16 protein-coding genes are annotated in these 18,367 nt (G+C 44.8%); 8 read left to right on the top strand and 8 right to left on the bottom strand.

The window, feature by feature from the left end; translation table 11 throughout:
- Window positions 1-168: 168 nt before the first annotated feature.
- The gene (locus ACST14_RS10055) at window positions 169-507 is read left to right on the top strand and encodes a hypothetical protein (RefSeq protein ID WP_459463174.1); all 339 of its coding nucleotides are present in this window, start codon (window positions 169-171) and stop codon (window positions 505-507) included.
- 68 nt (window positions 508-575) lie between these two features.
- Here the strand turns inward: ACST14_RS10055 and ACST14_RS10050 are convergent, their stop codons facing one another.
- Complete coding sequence (locus ACST14_RS10050) at window positions 576-989, bottom strand: VOC family protein (protein ID WP_459463172.1); 414 nt, start codon at window positions 987-989, stop codon at window positions 576-578.
- Between the two features lie 81 nt (window positions 990-1,070).
- Here ACST14_RS10050 and ACST14_RS10045 point away from each other — a divergent pair, with 81 nt between their 5' ends.
- The 5 genes from ACST14_RS10045 to ACST14_RS10025 are packed head-to-tail and all read left to right on the top strand — an operon-like array spanning window position 1,071 to window position 8,127.
- Window positions 1,071-1,688: a TetR/AcrR family transcriptional regulator gene (locus ACST14_RS10045; protein ID WP_459463170.1), complete on the top strand. Its 618-nt coding sequence runs from the start codon at window positions 1,071-1,073 to the stop codon at window positions 1,686-1,688.
- 1 nt (window position 1,689) lies between these two features.
- Window positions 1,690-3,012 carry a TolC family protein gene (locus ACST14_RS10040; RefSeq protein WP_459463168.1) on the top strand — a complete coding sequence of 441 codons (1,323 nt, stop codon included), beginning with the start codon at window positions 1,690-1,692 and terminating at the stop codon, window positions 3,010-3,012.
- Window positions 3,012-4,049 carry an efflux RND transporter periplasmic adaptor subunit gene (locus tag ACST14_RS10035; protein WP_459463166.1) on the top strand — a complete coding sequence of 346 codons (1,038 nt, stop codon included), beginning with the start codon at window positions 3,012-3,014 and terminating at the stop codon, window positions 4,047-4,049. The genes ACST14_RS10040 and ACST14_RS10035 overlap by 1 nt, the downstream gene beginning before the upstream one ends.
- A gap of 2 nt (window positions 4,050-4,051) precedes the next feature.
- Entirely contained in the window at window positions 4,052-7,090 is a 3,039-nt protein-coding gene (locus ACST14_RS10030; protein ID WP_459463164.1) for an efflux RND transporter permease subunit, read from the top strand.
- A complete protein-coding gene (locus ACST14_RS10025) occupies window positions 7,087-8,127 on the top strand; it encodes a lactonase family protein (RefSeq protein ID WP_459463162.1) in 1,041 nt (346 codons plus the stop codon). The genes ACST14_RS10030 and ACST14_RS10025 overlap by 4 nt, the downstream gene beginning before the upstream one ends.
- Here the strand turns inward: ACST14_RS10025 and ACST14_RS10020 are convergent.
- Window positions 8,108-9,346, bottom strand: a complete 1,239-nt coding sequence (locus ACST14_RS10020) for an aminotransferase class V-fold PLP-dependent enzyme (RefSeq protein ID WP_459463160.1) — start codon at window positions 9,344-9,346, stop codon at window positions 8,108-8,110. The genes ACST14_RS10025 and ACST14_RS10020 overlap by 20 nt on opposite strands.
- A gap of 114 nt (window positions 9,347-9,460) precedes the next feature.
- Between ACST14_RS10020 and ACST14_RS10015 the strand changes: the two genes are divergently transcribed.
- Window positions 9,461-10,066 (top strand): gluconate 2-dehydrogenase subunit 3 family protein, encoded by a 606-nt coding sequence (locus ACST14_RS10015; RefSeq protein WP_459463158.1) that lies wholly within the window; start codon window positions 9,461-9,463, stop codon window positions 10,064-10,066.
- Between the two features lie 20 nt (window positions 10,067-10,086).
- Entirely contained in the window at window positions 10,087-11,802 is a 1,716-nt protein-coding gene (locus ACST14_RS10010; protein WP_459463156.1) for an FAD-dependent oxidoreductase, read from the top strand.
- 318 nt (window positions 11,803-12,120) lie between these two features.
- Here ACST14_RS10010 and madM read toward each other — a convergent pair whose 3' ends face one another.
- From madM to ACST14_RS09980, 6 genes are all read right to left on the bottom strand, one after another.
- Entirely contained in the window at window positions 12,121-12,879 is a 759-nt protein-coding gene (gene madM, locus ACST14_RS10005) for a malonate transporter subunit MadM (protein ID WP_459463154.1), read from the bottom strand.
- Window positions 12,879-13,238, bottom strand: coding sequence for a malonate transporter subunit MadL (gene madL, locus ACST14_RS10000; protein WP_459463152.1), 360 nt, complete (start codon window positions 13,236-13,238; stop codon window positions 12,879-12,881). Before madL ends, madM begins: the two co-directional genes overlap by 1 nt.
- A gap of 1 nt (window position 13,239) precedes the next feature.
- A complete protein-coding gene (locus tag ACST14_RS09995) occupies window positions 13,240-14,742 on the bottom strand; it encodes an acyl-CoA synthetase (RefSeq protein WP_459463150.1) in 1,503 nt (500 codons plus the stop codon).
- A gap of 145 nt (window positions 14,743-14,887) precedes the next feature.
- Window positions 14,888-17,008, bottom strand: a complete 2,121-nt coding sequence (locus tag ACST14_RS09990) for a S9 family peptidase (RefSeq protein WP_459463148.1) — start codon at window positions 17,006-17,008, stop codon at window positions 14,888-14,890.
- Between the two features lie 14 nt (window positions 17,009-17,022).
- Window positions 17,023-17,301: a hypothetical protein gene (locus ACST14_RS09985; protein WP_459463146.1), complete on the bottom strand. Its 279-nt coding sequence runs from the start codon at window positions 17,299-17,301 to the stop codon at window positions 17,023-17,025.
- A 23-nt stretch (window positions 17,302-17,324) separates the two neighbouring features.
- The coding region (locus tag ACST14_RS09980) for a tail fiber domain-containing protein (protein ID WP_459463144.1) at window positions 17,325-18,367 on the bottom strand (1,043 nt) is incomplete at its 5' end.

Genomic DNA, 18,367 nt, shown 5'->3' with positions numbered 1-18,367 from the left:
TTTTTTAAGCCCATTTATAGTATAATTCTAAGTTTTTGCATTTTTTATAGAAGAATTTTCTTAGAAAAATTAAATTTAACATAGGGTTAATTTGTGGGGGATTGGAAAGCGGTAGTTTTGGGACATCAAACGGAAATAATTCCGCCTAAGATTTTAATTCAATCATTTATGAAAAAGTACACATTCGCTGCCCTATTTTTCGCAGCAAGCCTGTCTGTCGCTTCTGCCGCTACTGGAGCAGAATTAACGCTTCCTGTGAATATCGAATCTGTGGGTAAATTAAAGTATATGGTATCTGTACAAGCAGGAGCCACTGTTCTTATCTACGATGGAGAAAATCATGAGATTCACAAGGAGTACATTTCAACGCAAAAATTGTTCAATCTGGCAGGTTTATCTGACGGAAACTACCAGATGGTCGTGTTAGATAACAACAAGAAAGTGTTGACTTCGAAGTCATTTAAAATCAAAACGGAGGTAAAGCGCGATATCATCGCCATGAACTAAACCCCATTGACATTACATAGTGAAAGATTAAGGGGCAAAAAGGCGGACCAGTGGTTCGCCTTTTTCTTTTAGAGTATTTGATTAAATTCGATAATCTCGCCGTTCGGGCCTTTCACATTAAAGAAGCGTGTTCCATTTTTCCAAAAAGATAAAAAGGTGGGTTCCTTTTCCAAAATCTCAAATCCTGCTTGCTTTAGGGCTTCGAAAGCGTAATCCACGTCTTTCACGTCGATCGCGAAATGGTCGATGTGACCGACTTTACGTTGTTTGATTTCGGCTAATTGCTTTTCTGGCATTTGGTATAACTCCACAATCACCTCGTGATTTTTCATCATCACACAAGTACCAAAACCGCCGTCAAATTCAAAGGTAGATTCCATCACATTTTCAAAGCCAAGGCGCTCGTAGAAGGGAATGGAGATTTCCATGCAGTGAACGGGAATTCCAATGTGCTGGATTTTATGGATAAAGTTGATTTTCATTGTTTTCTGGATTTGATGCAAAGTACGACATTTTGAAAACTTAACACTGTTAATTATATTTAAGATGTAATTACAAAAACCATGAGCATAGTCGCCAGAAAAGAGAAACAGAAGCAGGAGATTCGGTCCTTAATCCTAGAGGAATCGATGAAATTATTCGTGGAAGAAGGTTTCAGCAAAGTGTCCGTTCGCAAGATTGCTGAGCGAGTACAATATAGCCCCACGACGCTCTACCTCTATTTTAAAGATAAAAATGAGATCCTTTTTCACTGCTGCGAGTCGGGATTTGGGAAGATGCTAGAGCATAATATAGCGCTCGGACTCATCAACGATCCAATTGAACGTCTGCACCAGATGGGGGTAAATTACTTGAGTTTTGGCCTAGAAAATCCGGAATATTATGATTTAATGTTCATTCAAGAGGCTCCTATGGCTGCTTTAATTGAAATGGGTGCAGGCTGGTCGAGTGGCGATCAGGCACTGGAAGCCTTAAAAATGATCGTTCAGGATGCCATGGACAAAGGATTATTAGTTCAGGCGAAAGTGGAAACAGTAGCGATGGCGGTTTGGAGTATGGTGCACGGCTTAGTTTCACTGGCGATAAGACAGCGTCTAGATAAGTTAGTGCCGGCAGAAGACGTCGAGAAAACCATGCATGAGTCATTAGATTGGTTATTAAAAACAATGAAAAAAGCCTAAGATGAAATATTTATTTTTACTACTTGCGCTGCCTGTTTGGGGTCAAAAATCTACCTTAGATGACTATATAAACACCGCCTTCCAGCAAAACATCACGCTACAACAAAAAACCATCCAAGTGGAGAAGGCGATGATCGCCTTGAAAACGGCGCAAAGCCTCTACCAGCCCAGCGTCGCCTTCCAGGGTGGCTATCAAAGTGGTGAAGGCGGTCGTAGCATCGCTTTCCCCGTGGGCGATTTGCTAAATCCGGTGTATTCAACCCTGAATGCCTTAACTAAAAGCACCGCCTTCCCGCAGATCGCAAATGTGGAAACGAATTTCTTTCCGCGTGATTTCTACGATGTGAAAGTGCAAACCACGATGCCCCTATTTAACAAGGACATCAGTTATAACAAGCAAATTCAGGAGCAAACGCTCAGCCTGCAACGCGAAGACGTAACTCTATACAAACGAGAGTTAGTAAAGCAAATTAAGACAGCTTATTATAACTATTTGCTTAGCTTGGGTTTGCAGAAAGTATATGAGAATGCGCTGAATTTAGCTAATGAGGGCAAAAAGGTGAACGAGAAATTGCTCGCAAACGGCAAAGGTTTACCCGCCTATCTACTGCGTTCTGACAGCGAAATCGCTAACATACAGGCGCAAATTGCCGATGCTACGAAGCAAAGCCAGGCGGCGCAATACTATTTCAATTTCTTATTGAATCGCGAGTTGCGTGCTGAAATTCGGATTGATTTCGAGGTGGAAACGGCTTTGAAGACCGTTTACGCCGTAGCACCCGGAGCGCGCGAGGAATTATCCCTGCTTTCTAAATCGATTAACATCCAAGAGACGGTGTTGAAAATGAACGAATCCTTTTACTTGCCTAAAGTAAATGGTTTTGTAAATCTAGGATCTCAGTCTACCCTAGATAACATCAGCTCAAAAAGTGGCTATTATTTCCTGGGCTTACAGATGGACATTCCCATTTTCTCCGGGAAACGTAACCTATACAAAGTGAAGCAGACGCAACTCGATATTGCCTCCGCAAAAAACTCCCTTGATCTAAGTACGAAGCAATTCAATATGGCCACCGAAATCGCACAGAAAAACGTGCAATCTTCATTAGTAAGCTTTCAAGCTTCTACTAAATCCTACGAATCGGCCTCCGCTTACCTTCGCTTGATCGAAAAAGGATACAAGGAAGGAGTGAGCACCTATTTAGAAACGGTGGACGCCAGAAATCAATGGATGAACGCCATGATCAACTACCAATTAAAACAATTCAACGTATTAATCGCCGCTGCCGCTTACGAGCGCGAAGCTGCTAGCTATCCCTTATAATGAAAAAAATCTGCCTAATTTCAATTCTTGCGGTATTTACCGCCTGCTCTTCTAAGAAGAAAGAAGCGGCCGTGGTGACCAACGATGTCATCCCAGTTTCCGTGATTTCCCTGCAACAAGAATCCATCTCCCGTCCTATTCAGGCATCGGGTGTGTTTACGACGGAGGATGAGACCTATTTAGGTTTCAAAATCGGCGGCGTGATTCAGCACGTCTTCGTTAAAGAAGGTGACGCCGTAAAAGCGGGTCAGCTATTAGCAAGCCTGAATCTGACTGAGATCAAAGCGCAGGTGCAGCAAGCACAGATCATGCTCGAAAAAGCGCAACGTGATCATGCGCGTGCAAAGAATTTATACCGGGACAGCGTCGCGACTTTAGAGCAATACCAAAACGCTAAAACGGGTCTCGAGATCGCTCAGCAATCCTATAATGCAGGTGCATTTAACCAAAGTTATGCAGAAATCAGAGCCCTGAAATCGGGTTTTGTGTTGAAAAAATTAGCAAACGACGGTCAGGTCGTGGGTCCTGGAACTCCTGTCATATTATTGAATGGGGCGAACAAAGGTAATTGGGTTTTAAAGGTGGGTTTGAGCGATCGCGATTGGGCGGCGACGCGTGCAGGGGATCCGGCGGAAATCACGCTGGATGCGGTGGCCGAGAAGTCATTCCAAGCGAAAGTCTTAGCGAAGTCCGAGGGAGTGGATCCGGTGACGGGGACTCTTTGGGTGAGTTTGCGCATGAGTGGTGCGCCGACAGCGAAGCTGGCGGCGGGGCTTTTTGGGAAAGCGAAAATTACACCACGGGAAAAGATTAAATCCTGGATCATTCCGTATGACGCCATTCTCGATGGAAATGCCACAGAAGGTTATGTTTTCATCACGAAAGATGGGAAAAAGGCGGAAAAAGTGAAGATCCAAATTTCGAGTATTGACCACGGAAAAGTGTTTGTCTCGTCTGGTTTAGAAGACGCACAATCACTGATTACGAGCGGAAACGCCTATTTAGACGCAGGTTCAGCCATTAAAATCATCCGCTAATTATGAAAATTTCGAACTACGCGGTAAAGAATTACCAGTTTACGCTGACCATGTTTTTGATGGTTGTGGTCGTGGGTGTTGTCACGATTATGACGATGCCTCGAGCGGAGGATCCGGACATGAATGCCCCTCAATTTCCCATTATCGCAGTTTATCCGGGAACAAGTCCGGAGGATATGGAGGAACTGGTGGTGAAGCCGGTCGAAAAGCGACTTTACGAACTCGAAAATGTCCGTAAAATCAATACGACAATCAGCGATGGTTTAGCGGTATTTGCAGTTTACTATAAATACGGCGTGGTGGTAGATGAGAAGTATTCCGAAATTGTTCGCGAGTTGAATAGTATCAAAGGGGATTTGCCAAAAGAAGTCATCAAGTTAGAAGCCCAAAAAGCGACGCCTTCCGGCACGAACGTGTTGCAGATGGCGCTGATATCGAATAATGCGTCTTTAGACCTATTAAAATCCACCGCCGAACGCCTGCAAGAAGACTTAGAAAAGGTCACCTCTTTAAAGAAAGTAACCATTTCTGGACTGCCAGAATCGCAGGTGAAAATCGATTTAAACATCGAAAAGATGGCACAAATGCAAGTGTCTCCGGACCGTGTTTTACAAGCCATCCAAAGTGAAATCGCGAATATCCCTGGTGGCAGTATCGTCGAAAACTCGAAATCCTATAATATCATCACCTCGGGGAATTACCAGAACATCGATGAGATCAAAAACACCATCGTGTTCTCCTATCAAGGCAAAAATGTGTTTCTGAAGGACATCGCACAGGTCTATTTCGATTATGCGCCAGAAAATCACATCACGCGACTGAATCAAAACCGTTGCTTATTCATCTCCGCCGCCCAAAAATCCGGCGAAAACATCGCAAAAACGCAGGAGGCCTATCAGCCAGTCATCGCCCAGTTCAAGAAGACGCTGCCTAAAAACATCGACCTAGTGGTTAATTTCGACCAAGCGGAGAATGTGAACACAAGATTAAGTGGCTTGATGAAAGACTTCATCATCGCTATTTTATTAGTGGCGCTGACCTTATTGCCTTTGGGATTACGTGCCGCTTCGATTGTAATGATATCGATCCCGCTTTCCCTCGCGATCGGTATTATCATATTAAATCTCATGGGCTATAGCCTGAACCAATTGAGTATCGTGGGTTTAGTGGTGGCTTTAGGGCTTTTAGTCGATGATAGTATTGTAGTGGTGGAAAACATTGAACGCTGGATGCGGGATGGGCACAGTCGATTAGATGCCACCTTGAAAGCCACAAATCAGATCGGGATGGCCGTTTTAGGCTGCACGGTGACTTTGATTATTGCCTTTTTACCTTTGGTATTTTTACCTGAAGCCTCCGGCGAATTCATCCGAAGTCTTCCGATGGCCGTTATTTTCTGTATCGTGGCTTCCTTAGTAGTTTCCCTAACGGTGGTCCCGTTTTTATCGAGCCGCATCTTGAAATCCCACCAGGGCAATCCGGAGGGAAATCTATTTATGCGTTTGCTGAAAAAATTGATTTCGGGAACTTATAGCCGGCTGTTGGATTGGGCTATCATTCGACCGAAGACGACTTTGCTGATCGCTTTGGCCATATTTGTCGCTTCCTTACAGCTCTTCCCTATCGTAGGATTCAGTTTGTTCCCCGCGTCCGAAAAGCCGCAATTTATGGTAAATATTTTCAGTCCCTTGCAGTCAAATTTGGCCTATACGGATTCGGTTTCCAAACTCATCGAAAGCGATCTGCGCAAGCTACCTGAAGTTAAATATGTGTCTGCTAACGTGGGAAAGGGAAATCCGAGGATTTATTATAATGCCATTCCGTTGAACGACCGGACGGATTACGCGAATCTTTTCGTGCAATTGCAGGAAGATGTAAGCGTCGAGGAAAAGATTAATCTAATAGAAAAACTGCGCACGAAGTACACGAATTACCCAGCGGCGATTATCGAGGTGAAAAATTTCGAGCAAGGGCCGCCGGTGGTGGCGCCTATCGAAGTCCGAATTTTAGGGGACAACATCGATACGCTTCGACAGATTGCGGCCCGGGTGGAAACGATGCTGAAGGATACGAAGGGGACGATTTATGTCAAAAATCCGCTGAAAAACTTAAAATCTGACATCAAATTCGACATCAATAAGGAAAAGGCGAGTATGCTAGGCATTCCGACCGTGAGCATCGATCGGATGATTCGCTTAGTGGTGGCAGGTTTTGATTTGGGAAAAATGACCGATAAAGAAGGAAAAGAATATGCGATTGTGGTTTCCAAACCGCATCCAAAGCACCCTAGCCTCGAAGTATTCGATCAACTTTACGTAAACAACGTTCAAGGAACGGCGATTCCGCTAAGTCAGGTCGCTGAAGCCAGACTCCAAACCTCCCCTGTCAGCATCAGCCACTTGAACAAGAACCGATCCGTTTCGGTGAGCTCCTTTGTGGAGAAAGGTTTTTTAAATAATGAGGTGATTGCGGAGACGGAAAAGAGTTTAGAAAAAATTGCTTTGCCGGCAGGTTATCATTTCGAGATGGGTGGGGAAGTGGAGAGTGCGAACGAGAGTTTTAGCGGTTTTGGGACGATCATTTTAGTGACCATTTTCTTCTTCATCGCCGTACTTATTCTCGAATTCGGAACCTTTAAAAGCACGCTCATTGTACTTTCCGTGATTCCATTAGGGATCGTGGGTGCCTTACTAGCGCTTTGGATCACAGGCATTCCGCTTTCCTTCGTCGCGACGGTGGGATTAATTGCACTAGCCGGAATCGAAGTGAAAAATACCATCTTGTTGGTTGATTTTACCAACCAATTGAGGGCCGAGGGTATGCCGATGGAACAAGCCATCCGGGAAGCTGGCGAAGTTCGTTTTTTACCGATTATCTTAACGACTTTGACGGCGATAGGCGGACTTATTCCGATTGCCATTTCGATTAATCCGCTTATCTCCCCTCTCGCAATCGTGATGATAGGCGGACTAATTTCGTCCACCCTGCTATCCCGCATCGTCACTCCAGTTGTCTATAAATTAATCCCCCCAGCCATATGACCTTGAGCACGATTTTACTACTTCCGCAGTTGATTATAGGTTCGTATACGTCCAAAGGTAACCCGGGCATCGAGGTATTTAATTGGGATGCAACAACAGGTAAGGCGACGAAAAGCTATAACCTAAACGTGCCAGCGGCTTCCTATCAGGCCATTTCTGGGGATTTATTATTCTCGGTTTCCGAAGAAGGCGACGGCAAGGCGAGCGTTTCGTCTTTCCAAAAGCGCGATGGGAAATACGTACCGATCAATACCGAATTAAGTCGCGGCGATCATCCTTGTTTCGTCTTATATCGGGAGAAATCGAAGACCCTTTATACAGCAAATTACTCCGGTGGTAGTGTGAGCGTATTTCAAACGGTTTCCGGGAGACTCAAACCCTTAGCGCAATACATCGAATATGCTGGATCCAGCACAAATAAAGACCGCCAAAACAGCTCCCACGCCCACATGGTCGCCCTTTCACCCGATCAAAACACCTTATTTGTGACTGATCTAGGATCGGATAAGATCTATGCACATGCCATTTTAGCGGATGGTCGCCTCGCTGAAAGTCGTTCAGAAATAGCCATTACACCCGGCAACGGACCACGCCATATTCGCTTCAATGCGAAAGGCGACCGCGCTTATTTATTGAATGAATTAAGTTCTGATGTGGATGTATTCGCCGTGAAAGGCTCGGCATTAGAAAAAATCCAAAGCATCCCGGCAGATACTTCGGCGGCTAAAGTCAAAGGTTCAGCTGATATTCATCTTTCACCGAACGGCAAATGGCTGATAGCCTCTAATCGCATTTCGAGCAATCAAGTGGTGGTCTTTAAGGTCGAAGCAGATGGTCGATTAACCCGCGTATTTCACCAAAACGTAGCCAAAATCCCCCGCAATTTTACTTTTGATCCTTCCGGCAAATTTGTTCTAGTCGCTAGTCAGGAGGAAGACCGGGTTCAGGTATTTTCGTTCAATGACACCACCGGTTCACTGCAGGACATACATCAAGATATCTTGGTCAAATCGCCGGTTAGCTTGCTAATTCGCTAATTGCCTTCACTAATACATCGAGTTCTTTTAATGTCGTGAAGACATTAGGAGTTATTCTACATCCGTGGATGTTTCCTCCATCGATGGCCACCGTGAAAATTTTGTATTCTTTCATCAGACGCTCGGCTAAAAGAGCCGGCTTCATTCCTTCTATACCCACATTCGCAATCGCGCACGATTTGCTAGGATCCGCTGGATGGTGCAAACGAACACGAGGTAGAGGGCGAACTTTAGTCGTCCAGTAATTTTGCAAAAAGCGTAAACGTGCTTCCTTACGCGCTGGTCCTAATTTTTCATAAAAATCAATCGCATCGTCCACAGCTAAATCCGTATAAACGGGAATCGTTCCCACGTGATTTAAATGGGCCAAATCGGTCACAGGAACTCCTTCATCCGCTAGTAGCGGCCATATTTTAGCTATTTTATCTTTGCGGACGTGAAGAATTCCTACGCCTAAAGGCACCGCGAGCCACTTATGCAAACTCGCCCCATAATAATCGCAATTTAAATCAGAGATTTTGAATTGAATATGTGCCACCGCATGTGCACCATCGACCATCACTTCGACACCACGGGCATGGGCCATGTCGCAGATTTCGCGGATGGGGTTGATTTGACCGGTGATGTTGACCAGATGGCAAACCATAATCAACTTCGTTTTATCCGTGATGGCTTTGGCATACAAATCAACAATTTCCTGATCTGAAGCTGGATTTGTAGGTAAGGAGATAATCTTCAAAACAATGCCCTGACGGCGTGCCACCTGCTGGAACATGTCTTGCATGGCGCCATAATCTTGGATGGCAAAGATGGCCTCATCCCCCGCCTTCCACGGAAATCCGCTAATGATCGTGTCCAAAGATTCTGTCGTATTACGCGTTAAAACTAGGGTATCTTCTGGGCAACCGACTAATCTGGCGACGCGAGCCGCAATCCGTTTTTTATTATCGAATTGTACCGTCCGCATGTAATAGGCTCCTTGCGCATTGACGGTACGGATATGTTGGAAGTATTTTTCCAAAGTCGCCTCCGGAGTGATATTATAATAACCGCTTTCTAAGTTGATATAGTCTGGTCTAAGTTTGTATCCACCCCGAATTCCCTTCCAAAATTCTTCATCTGAAGCGAGGGATTGGGCTGTTTGGGTTTTGGCATACGAAAACCAGGGTGCTGATGCCCCTAAAAGAGTGCAGGCTTTTAGGAAAGTACGTTTGTTCATGATAGAAATTTAACAAAAAAATTACATTTTGCCCTTGAATAATGAAGAATGTCATTAATTTTGTTTTCCGCCTCATATTAGGCTAGTACCTAGAACTATTTAACAACAAACACCATGATGAAAAGAAGAGATGCCATCTCTCAAATCGCCTTGTTATTAGGAGGAGCTTTCACAGCGCCTACGCTAATGGCTATGGATGTGAGAAACGGCAAAAACTCCATCGTTGCCGCAGATTTCAGCTTAACAGATGTGCAACGCAAAATCGTTTCAGCCGTTGCTGAACATATTTTACCCAGAACGTCTACTCCTGGCGCTATCGATACAGGTGTTCCTGCTTTCATCGAGTTGATGTTACAAGATTGTTACAAGAAACCAGAGCAATACAGCTTCTTAAAGGGCACTAATGATTTAGTTAAAGCCGATTTCTTAGGACAATCAGCAGCAGGTCAGGTAGCCATGCTAAAACTATTGGAGGCTAACACGAAAGATTTAATGAAGAGCTTTTCTCAGAAGAAAATCAAAGTGGGAGATAATATTGACAAAGACACGTTAGAAGGTGCTAATGGCGTTCCATTCTGGAGATTAATGAAAGAACTAACCTTGTTAGGATACTACACTTCCGAAAAAGGAGCTCAAGCGTCCTTTATTTACGAGCCAACTCCTGGCAAGTATGAGTTGATCACGGATATGAAGCCGACTCAGAAATCTTTCATGTATTAATCCGATAAAATTAGAAGACAATGAATCTTAATATAGATGCAATAAAAGGCCAAACATTTGACGCAATCGTCATCGGATCAGGTATCTCCGGAGGTTGGGCTGCAAAGGAATTAACAGAAAAAGGCTTAAAAGTAGCCGTTTTAGAGCGTGGTCGCGAGATCAAGCACATCGAAGGCTACGAAACGGCGATGAAAAATCCATGGGAATTTGATCACCGTGGTCGCCCTACGAATATGGCAGCAGAGGAATACTGGGCAGGAATGCGCACAGGATATACTCCGAACGAGGAGCACCGCTACTTATTCGAAAATGATAAACAAAATCCCTACTTGGAGAAAAGAGGTGGATTCGATTGGACCCGCGCTTACCACACAGGTGGTAAATCTTTATTATGGGGTCGCCAAACGTATCGTTGGAACCGCGAGGATTTCTTAGCGAACGAAAAAGAAGGCATTGGTACTCCTTGGGCGATTAAATATGATGATTTAGCTCCATGGTATTCGTATGTAGAGAAATTTGCAGGTATCTCAGGTCAAGCCGAAGGCTTAGACGTGTTACCAGATTCTGAATTCATGCCTGCGATGCAGATGACTGCTCCTGAGGTTCACTTTAAAAATGCAGTGAACAAGAAATTAGGCCGCCCGGTGACCGTAGGTCGCGTGGCGCACTTAACGAATCCTGGTAAACAGCAAACCGATTTAGGGCGTTCTTCTTGTAACTTCCGTAACAAATGTATGCGTGGTTGTCCATATGGCGCTTACTTCTCGTCACTTTCGGCGACTTTACCAGCAGCGATGCGCACAGGTCGTTTAACGATGGTTCACAATGCGATCGCAGCGGAGATCATCTATGATGAGGCGACGCAAAAGGCGAAAGGTGTTCGTGTGATCGATCAAAACACGATGGAGTCGAAAGAATATTTTGCCAAAATCATCTTCGTTAACGCGGGTGCTATCCAATCTACTTCGATCTTAATGAACTCTAAATCTGCTCGTTACCAAAACGGTATGGGAAATGATTCAGATCAATTAGGCCGTAACATCATGGACCACCACTTAGGTGCGGGTGCAAGTGCAACGGTGGAAGGTTTTGAGAAAGATTACATGTTCGGAAATCGTCCGAATGGTTTATATATTCCTCGTTTCCAAAACTGGGGCAAAGACAAGCGTGCTTATTCACGTGGTTTCGGTTACCAAGGTGGCGCTAGCCGCGAAGGTTGGGGCCGTGGCGTGGGAGCGGATGGCTTTGGTGCTGAGTTCAAAGAGAGCTTAACACACCCAGGTCAGTGGACGGTTGGTTTTGGAGGTTTTGGAGAAATTCTAGCTAATCCGGAGAATCGCTTCGTTTTAAGCAATCAAAAAGATAAGTGGGGCTTACCAGTATTGGAATTCTCTGCAGAATTTGGCCAAAACGAAATCCAAATGCGCGAGGACATGATGAACGAGGCAGCGACTATGTTAGAGGCAGCTGGTTTCAAAAACATCAGTGCTTACAACAAGCAAGGCACGCACATCGGTTTAGGTATCCACGAAATGGGTACGGCTCGTATGGGTACTTCGGTGAAGAACTCGATCGTTAACAGTCACAACCAAGTTCACGATGTGAAAAACGTGTTCATGACGGATGGTGCAGTAATGGCATCCGCTTCTTGTGTGAATCCATCATTGACTTACATGGCGATGACGGCTCGTGCAGCTGAATTTGCGGTTAGTGAGTTGAAGAAGAGGAATCTTTAATTTTTCGCTCTGCGAAAAATTAAAAGCATAGAGCATAAAGCACAAAAAATAAAGTTTGAATAAAAAATGGGGCTAAAATGGCCCCATTTTTTATGGCATGCGGGTTTACTGCTCTTTAAGGCACTATTGTGTGTAAATAAGTTCGAGGTACTAAAGTCGATTTTCAGGTATTGACAGATGTTGTCAAAGTTCAAAGAACAAAGTTCAAATAGCAAAATTAAATTTCCGGACTCATTTACTATTCACCACTTACCATTCACCATCTTTACTCCCCGAAGGGGAATCCATCTTTATTCTTTGTGCTTTATGCTCTATACTTTAAATGATTGCGCGCATGATGAAATAAAGAACCGACGGGCACATCAAACAACCCAATCCCGTATAGAAAGTAGCGGTCATGGCACCATAAGGAACGAGTTTGGGATCTGTGGCTGCTAGGCCAGCAGCAGTTCCGCTGGTGGTTCCCATCAATCCGCCAAAAATCATCGCCGATTGCGGTGTCTTCAATCCAATGTAGGGTGCGATTAAAGGAGTTCCAATAGTGACTAAAATCGATTTTACTACACCTGCAGCGATGCTGATGGCGATGATATCTGAACTCGCTCCTAATGCGGTTCCGGTTACGGGGCCGACTACGAAAGTACAAGCGCCGGCACCGATGGTGGTAAGGCTTTCGGCGTCTGTGATTCCCAAAGCATAGGCAATGATGACCCCAGATAAAAAGGAAATAATTACGCCTAAAAATAAAGATAAGATTCCGACAGGACCTGTCTTTTTGATGATGGCGAAGCTAGCGCCCATGGCGGTGGAAACGATGGCGAAGTCGCGGAACATGGGGCCACCCATAATTTCGAAACCGGAGAATCCGGGTATGTCGGCGATTCCTTTTTTGCCTAGGGTTTCAAGGCCGGCGAAATAGGCTAATACCAAACCCATAAAAATGGAGATGGCGGAGCCGGGGATTTTGTTGCGAGTGAGGGTTTTGGAGATCCACTCGGAAAAATACATGATGATTCCTGTTATCAGGAAGGCGAAGACTAGGCCGTTTTTGTCGAGGAAAGTGATGATGTATTCCATTAGTCTTTGGGCGCTAGTTTAGATAAAAGGGGCATGAGTGCGAGGCAAGCGATGACGGGGATGATGCCGGCTAAAAGGGCTAGCATGCCGTTAGAGAAGGCGACGCGGACGTTTTGGACGGAAGACATGGCCACGATGATGGGGATGTACATTTTGGACCAAAAGTTTACGCCCTCACCCATTTCGAGGTGGAAGAGACCGCGTTTTTCGAGTTCGTTTTGAGATAAAATAAGGAAAAGCATCGCAAAGCCGACGCCTCCTACGTTCGCTTGGATGCCCAAGAAACGACCGAGGGTTTCCCCTAGGATTTGGCCTGATACAAAACAGGCGGCTAATAAGGCAACTCCGCGTAAAAGCATATTAGTTTTTGATTAGGTTGATCACGTCTTTTTTCGTCACTTTTCCCATTGCATTTCGAGGCAATTCTGCCAAACGGTGGTAAGCTCGTGGTGTTTTATAAGCGGGCATTTGCTCGCGCATCCAGGCGTTTAAGGCTTTCGAATCTAAGTCTTCTTTGTATACGATGGCGGCGCTTACGAGTTCGCCCCATTCGTCATCTTCTACGCCTACGACGCAGCAATCGTCGATTCCTGGGTAGGTTCGGAGGACTTCTTCAATTTCCAAAGCAGAAATTTTATAGCCTCCTGATTTAATAATGTCGACGGAGTTTCGGCCCAAAATCCGATAACCTCCCAGCTCGTCCATTGTCGCGATGTCACCCGTTTTGAAGAAACCATCTGGCGTAAATGACTCCGCCGTGGACTCCGGTTTTTGCCAGTATTCGCTGAAGACATTAGCGCCTTTGACCTGAATCTCCCCTATTTCCGTACCCGGAATGACGTTATCCTGCTCATCAGCTAAACGTACTTGAACGCCCGGAAGCGGATAACCTACATGCCCGGGAACGCGCGGTCCGTCGTAGGGATTACTCAAGGCCATCCCGATTTCGGTCATGCCATAACGCTCCAAAAGACTGTGCTCACTGATCGTCTTCCAGCGTTCCATCACGGAAACGGGAAGCGCAGCAGAGCCCGAAATCATGAGTCTGAATTTGGATAGGATGCGGGTCATCTCTTTTTGGTCCATATCTGCCAAAGATTCCCAATAGGTAATCAACTTATAATAGATGGTAGGAACGGCCATAAAGACGTTCAACTGACCTTTTTTGAAAATATCGAACAACGCTTCCGCCGAAAAACTAGGCAAAAACTGGCAGGTCGCCCCCGCCCAAAGCGAGCAAGACACAATATTAATCACCCCGTGAATGTGGTGAAGGGGTAAAATGCAAATCGAATAATCCGCGGAAGTCCAGCGCCAGGCATCGATCAAAGTCGAAATTTGGGCATTCAAATTCGCGTGGGTGGAGACCACTCCTTTGGGCAAATTCGTCGTGCCAGAGGTATAGAGCATCATAGCGCGGCGGGAGTCAGAGACAGTGGGGAGAACTGAGTCCGGAGGAAAGGAGTCCGGAGGAAAGGAGTCCGAAGTCCGGAGGGTAATTAAATGAAGATTTAACTCTTCGCATAAAGGCTTCAAAAGGTCCTCGAATTCCGGGGAAACGACCACAATGCTCGAGCCCGAATTCTCAATCGTATAACGCAAAGACGGTAATGGATAAGTCAAACATAAAGGAACAGCGACTCCACCTGCCCGCCAAATTCCCCATTGCACCCGAACGTAATCAAAACCAGGGTTCACCATATAGGCGACGCGAGCTTCATTTAGGTCATTTTTACCGTCTAAAAGTTCAAATGCAAAGGCCTTCGAAGCGTCTAATAGCTGATTGTATGTGTATTGGGCACCATCCGAAATTATGGCTGTCTTCTCCAGGTGCTTTTCAGCTTGGGCAAAAATGGAAATCATGGGGTGTTAATAGGTTTAAGTAAAGATAGGGAAAAATGGCAAAAGAGTAGAGATTAGAGAGTATAGAGTAGAGGCAGGGACTTTCCCTCCGGACTCATTTACCATTCACCACTTACCATTCACTATCACTAATCTACTTTGTGCCTTATTTCTTCATCAATTTCTTCTTAAAGAAATCAGCTGTCGCTGTCATTACATCTAGACTGTTCGAGAACTTTAACCAGTGGTGGGTGTCGTCTACGATGACCCTGGTTTCTACCGGAACTTTGCGCTTTAAGAGGCGATTGATGATGTCCACGCTTTGGTGAAAAGGAATGTCTCGATCATCATCCGCGTGAATGAAAAGGGTGGGGGATTTCCAGGTGGAAATGGCCGAAACCGGGGAGGACAAATAGGATAAATCTGTTGCCCATTCGCCGTCCGGAGCGCGGTTCTGCTTGTCTAAACGCGGATCATTTGTCCAGTCGTGCATCCCGTGAATGTCCACGCCGGCTGCAAAAAGTTTTGAATCCCGAGCTAATCCCAGCGCCGTTAAATACCCGCCATAAGCCTCGCCATACAGACCGATTTTCTTTGCATCCACAAAGGATTGCTTACTAAGCCATTCGCCTGCCGCTTTCACATCTAGGTATTCATAGGCCCCTAAGTTTCCAGATAATTTAGGGAATTGGAATTCATGTCCATAACCCGTTCCGGAGCGATAATTGATGGATAGAACCACGAATCCCGCATTTGCCAAAAACTGATTCATGGCATACACATCCGAATAATAATTCACATCGTGCCAGCCTAGCAACAGTTGCTGCGTAGGTCCACCATGTACGTAGACAATGGCCGGCTTTTTTGAAGATCCATTGCTGTTATCGTAGAGTTGCCCAGAAATGGTCAGTCCATCTAATGATTTAATGGTCACTTGCTTAGGTTCTATGATGAGGTTTTCAGGAAACACGGATGAGATCAGATTGCCTGTTAGAGACTTCTTGGTTCCATTTTTGGGAAGTAAGAAGACTTGTGGGGCCTTTTGGAAAGTAGAACTAATGTAGGCGATTTCACCCTCCGTGTTTAGCGATGTGGCCGCCCATTCGTTGCCAGCTCCATTCGTTAAAACTTGCATGTCCGCCTTATCGATGGAAACTTTCCCCAGGTGCCGGTGATCTTTATCCACCGCTTCAGCCCCCATATTGCCATCGAATAAGAAATAGTTCCCATCCACACTTAAACTCGCATGCTCCACCGCAAAGTTTCCTGGCGTCAGCAGGGTAGGTGTAGTAGAGGTAGTCGTTCCGCTCGCCGTGGTATTAATCGCATATAAATGAGGCCAGCCGTCGTGATAAGATAGGAAATTAAGGGTTTGATCTTTAGGCCAAAAAAGTTTCACATCCCCTCCCGGATAGATCAGCGATCCTTTACTTGTTTTAGGAGCGGACCAAAGTGTCTTCGCACTATCCGCCGCCACATCAAACACCCGAATACTCCAAAAACTTTTCTTCTTACTCGTCAACGAATCAATCGAACCTCCCAAGGCATTCGATCGAATAAATGCTAGCTGCTTTCCACTAGGGGACCAGGTGGGATTAGCGTCTTTAGCAAAAGACGGATCAATCCATTTAATCTGATTACTTCCTAAAGTCAGAACCCCGATAAAAGACCGCTCATCACGATTCACTTCAAAAGCTAATTTCTCTCCATCTGGCGACCATTGTAATTTAGAAACCACGCCCCGCGTTTTAAAAAGTCGAGTGGGTTCCTCTATGTAGCCATCGCTTCCCGTCGTATCTAATTCTGCAAGCCAAGGCTGGCCATCGCGAATAACCGCCGCCGCATCCTTCGTAGGAGAAATTGCCGGCTCATCACCCTCCGAAACAGGACTCACGGGTCCACCCGCAAAAGCCACCTGAAATACCTTGACATTTTGTGGCAATATTGCCCCTGATGGATTCAAAGGTCTTAACTCATCTACCTCCGCACTGTGATCTCCGCCTCGAACATACAATACCCAATTCCCACTATCCGATATCGAAACCGAGGTAATCTCTTGCCCATCATCCAGGGTATAATCGGTCAATTTCCTTGCCTCGAAATCCGGAGCCTGCGCCACATACACATTACGAACCCCTTTCTCATTAATCACCCAAGCTAGCTTATCACCTTTCTTCGATCGAACTAAATTCGATGGAAAAGGGAAGGACTTTACTGCGTCCAAGGTAAAGTTTTGGGCGATGGCCGTGGTGGAGAATAAAAGCAGGAAGAGAAGGATGCGGGTCATTAAGATATATAAGACTATTTTTTTGAATTAACTGGAGTAGGAGAAACTAAGCTATCTAGTTTATACGTTTTATTAATATCAGCTTGCAAGCTATCGATTGCGAAAATCAATGCTTTTGCCTGCGAATGGGGCAAATTGCTCTGATCAATTACAGCTTTAATATTATTTAAATTCTGCCAATGGAAATTCATTTGTTCCTCCGAAAATTTAATGGTTACAAATTTCTTAGCAGAAAAAGACAATAAAAATAATGCCCCGGCGACGAATAATACTTGTTGGATTCTTTTTTTCATTTGATTTAAATTTTATTTAAAAATTATTGAATTACTTGGTAATACCACTTGTATGCTGTTTTAGTAGCTAGTGGTGTTGCATTCGTATTAAGTGTAAAATTAGTAGTTGTATTGTTACCTACAAAAACGGTAGATGTGCCCATTAGGCTAGCTGTCGCAGCATTTCCAGGGGTGATGATCACTACAGGAGCGCTACTATAAGCTGTGCTGTATTGAATTGTAGTTAATGTAGCATTTGCCGTAGGTGTTTCACCAATTGTTACTTCAATAACACCACTCATATCTGTACCTGTTATTTTCACAGCTGAACTACTTCCTGAACCCGCAGCAGCTTCAATTGCCGGGGTTGAAGAATTTCCTTTTAAGTGTTTTACAGATAGACTCTCGCCTGTTGTAATATTCGCAACAGAAGTTTTTAATGCAGCAATCTCTTCATTCTTCTGAGCATTTAATTCTTGAACCGCTTTTGCTAATACAGGGACTAAATTCGAATAAGTGATTCCAAGAACTTCTCCTTTGCTTATATCACCCTCTTTCCCAGTTACCACTTCAGGTACTAATTTTTGCACCTCTTGTGCTATAAAACCAACTTGTCTTAAATCATTGCTGATTAAATTATATTCAACTGGTCTTAACTTCAAAACAGTCTCTAATCCATATGTAGAATTGCTGATGTTCTTTTTAATACGAACATCTGATGCTGCCGTCCAGGCGACCTGACCCCCAATACTCGTAATTGCCGTGTTACCAATTCTTACAGTGTTGCTTGCACTTACCGTTGCCCCATTGCCAAGTGCTGTCGCATTGGTTAAAGCTGCACTAGATACGTCCGCATCATAGCCAATTAACGTATTATTTGAGCCAGTCGTAATGGCATTACCCGCATATCCTCCTAATCCAACGTTGTAGTTACCCGTGGTCACTGAATACAAGGCTTGATAACCATGCGCATCGTTCATCTGTCCACTCGTATTTGAATACATCGTTTGATAACCAATCGCATTATTATAATATCCATTGTTATTACTAAACAAAGTCTGGATACCTAATCCTACGTTTTGACCTC

The sequence above is a fragment of the Aquirufa sp. A-Brett2-15D genome, from assembly GCF_054558735.1.
The sequence above is the reverse complement of the archived record's forward strand: the minus strand, read 5'-3'. Positions and strand labels throughout refer to the sequence as shown.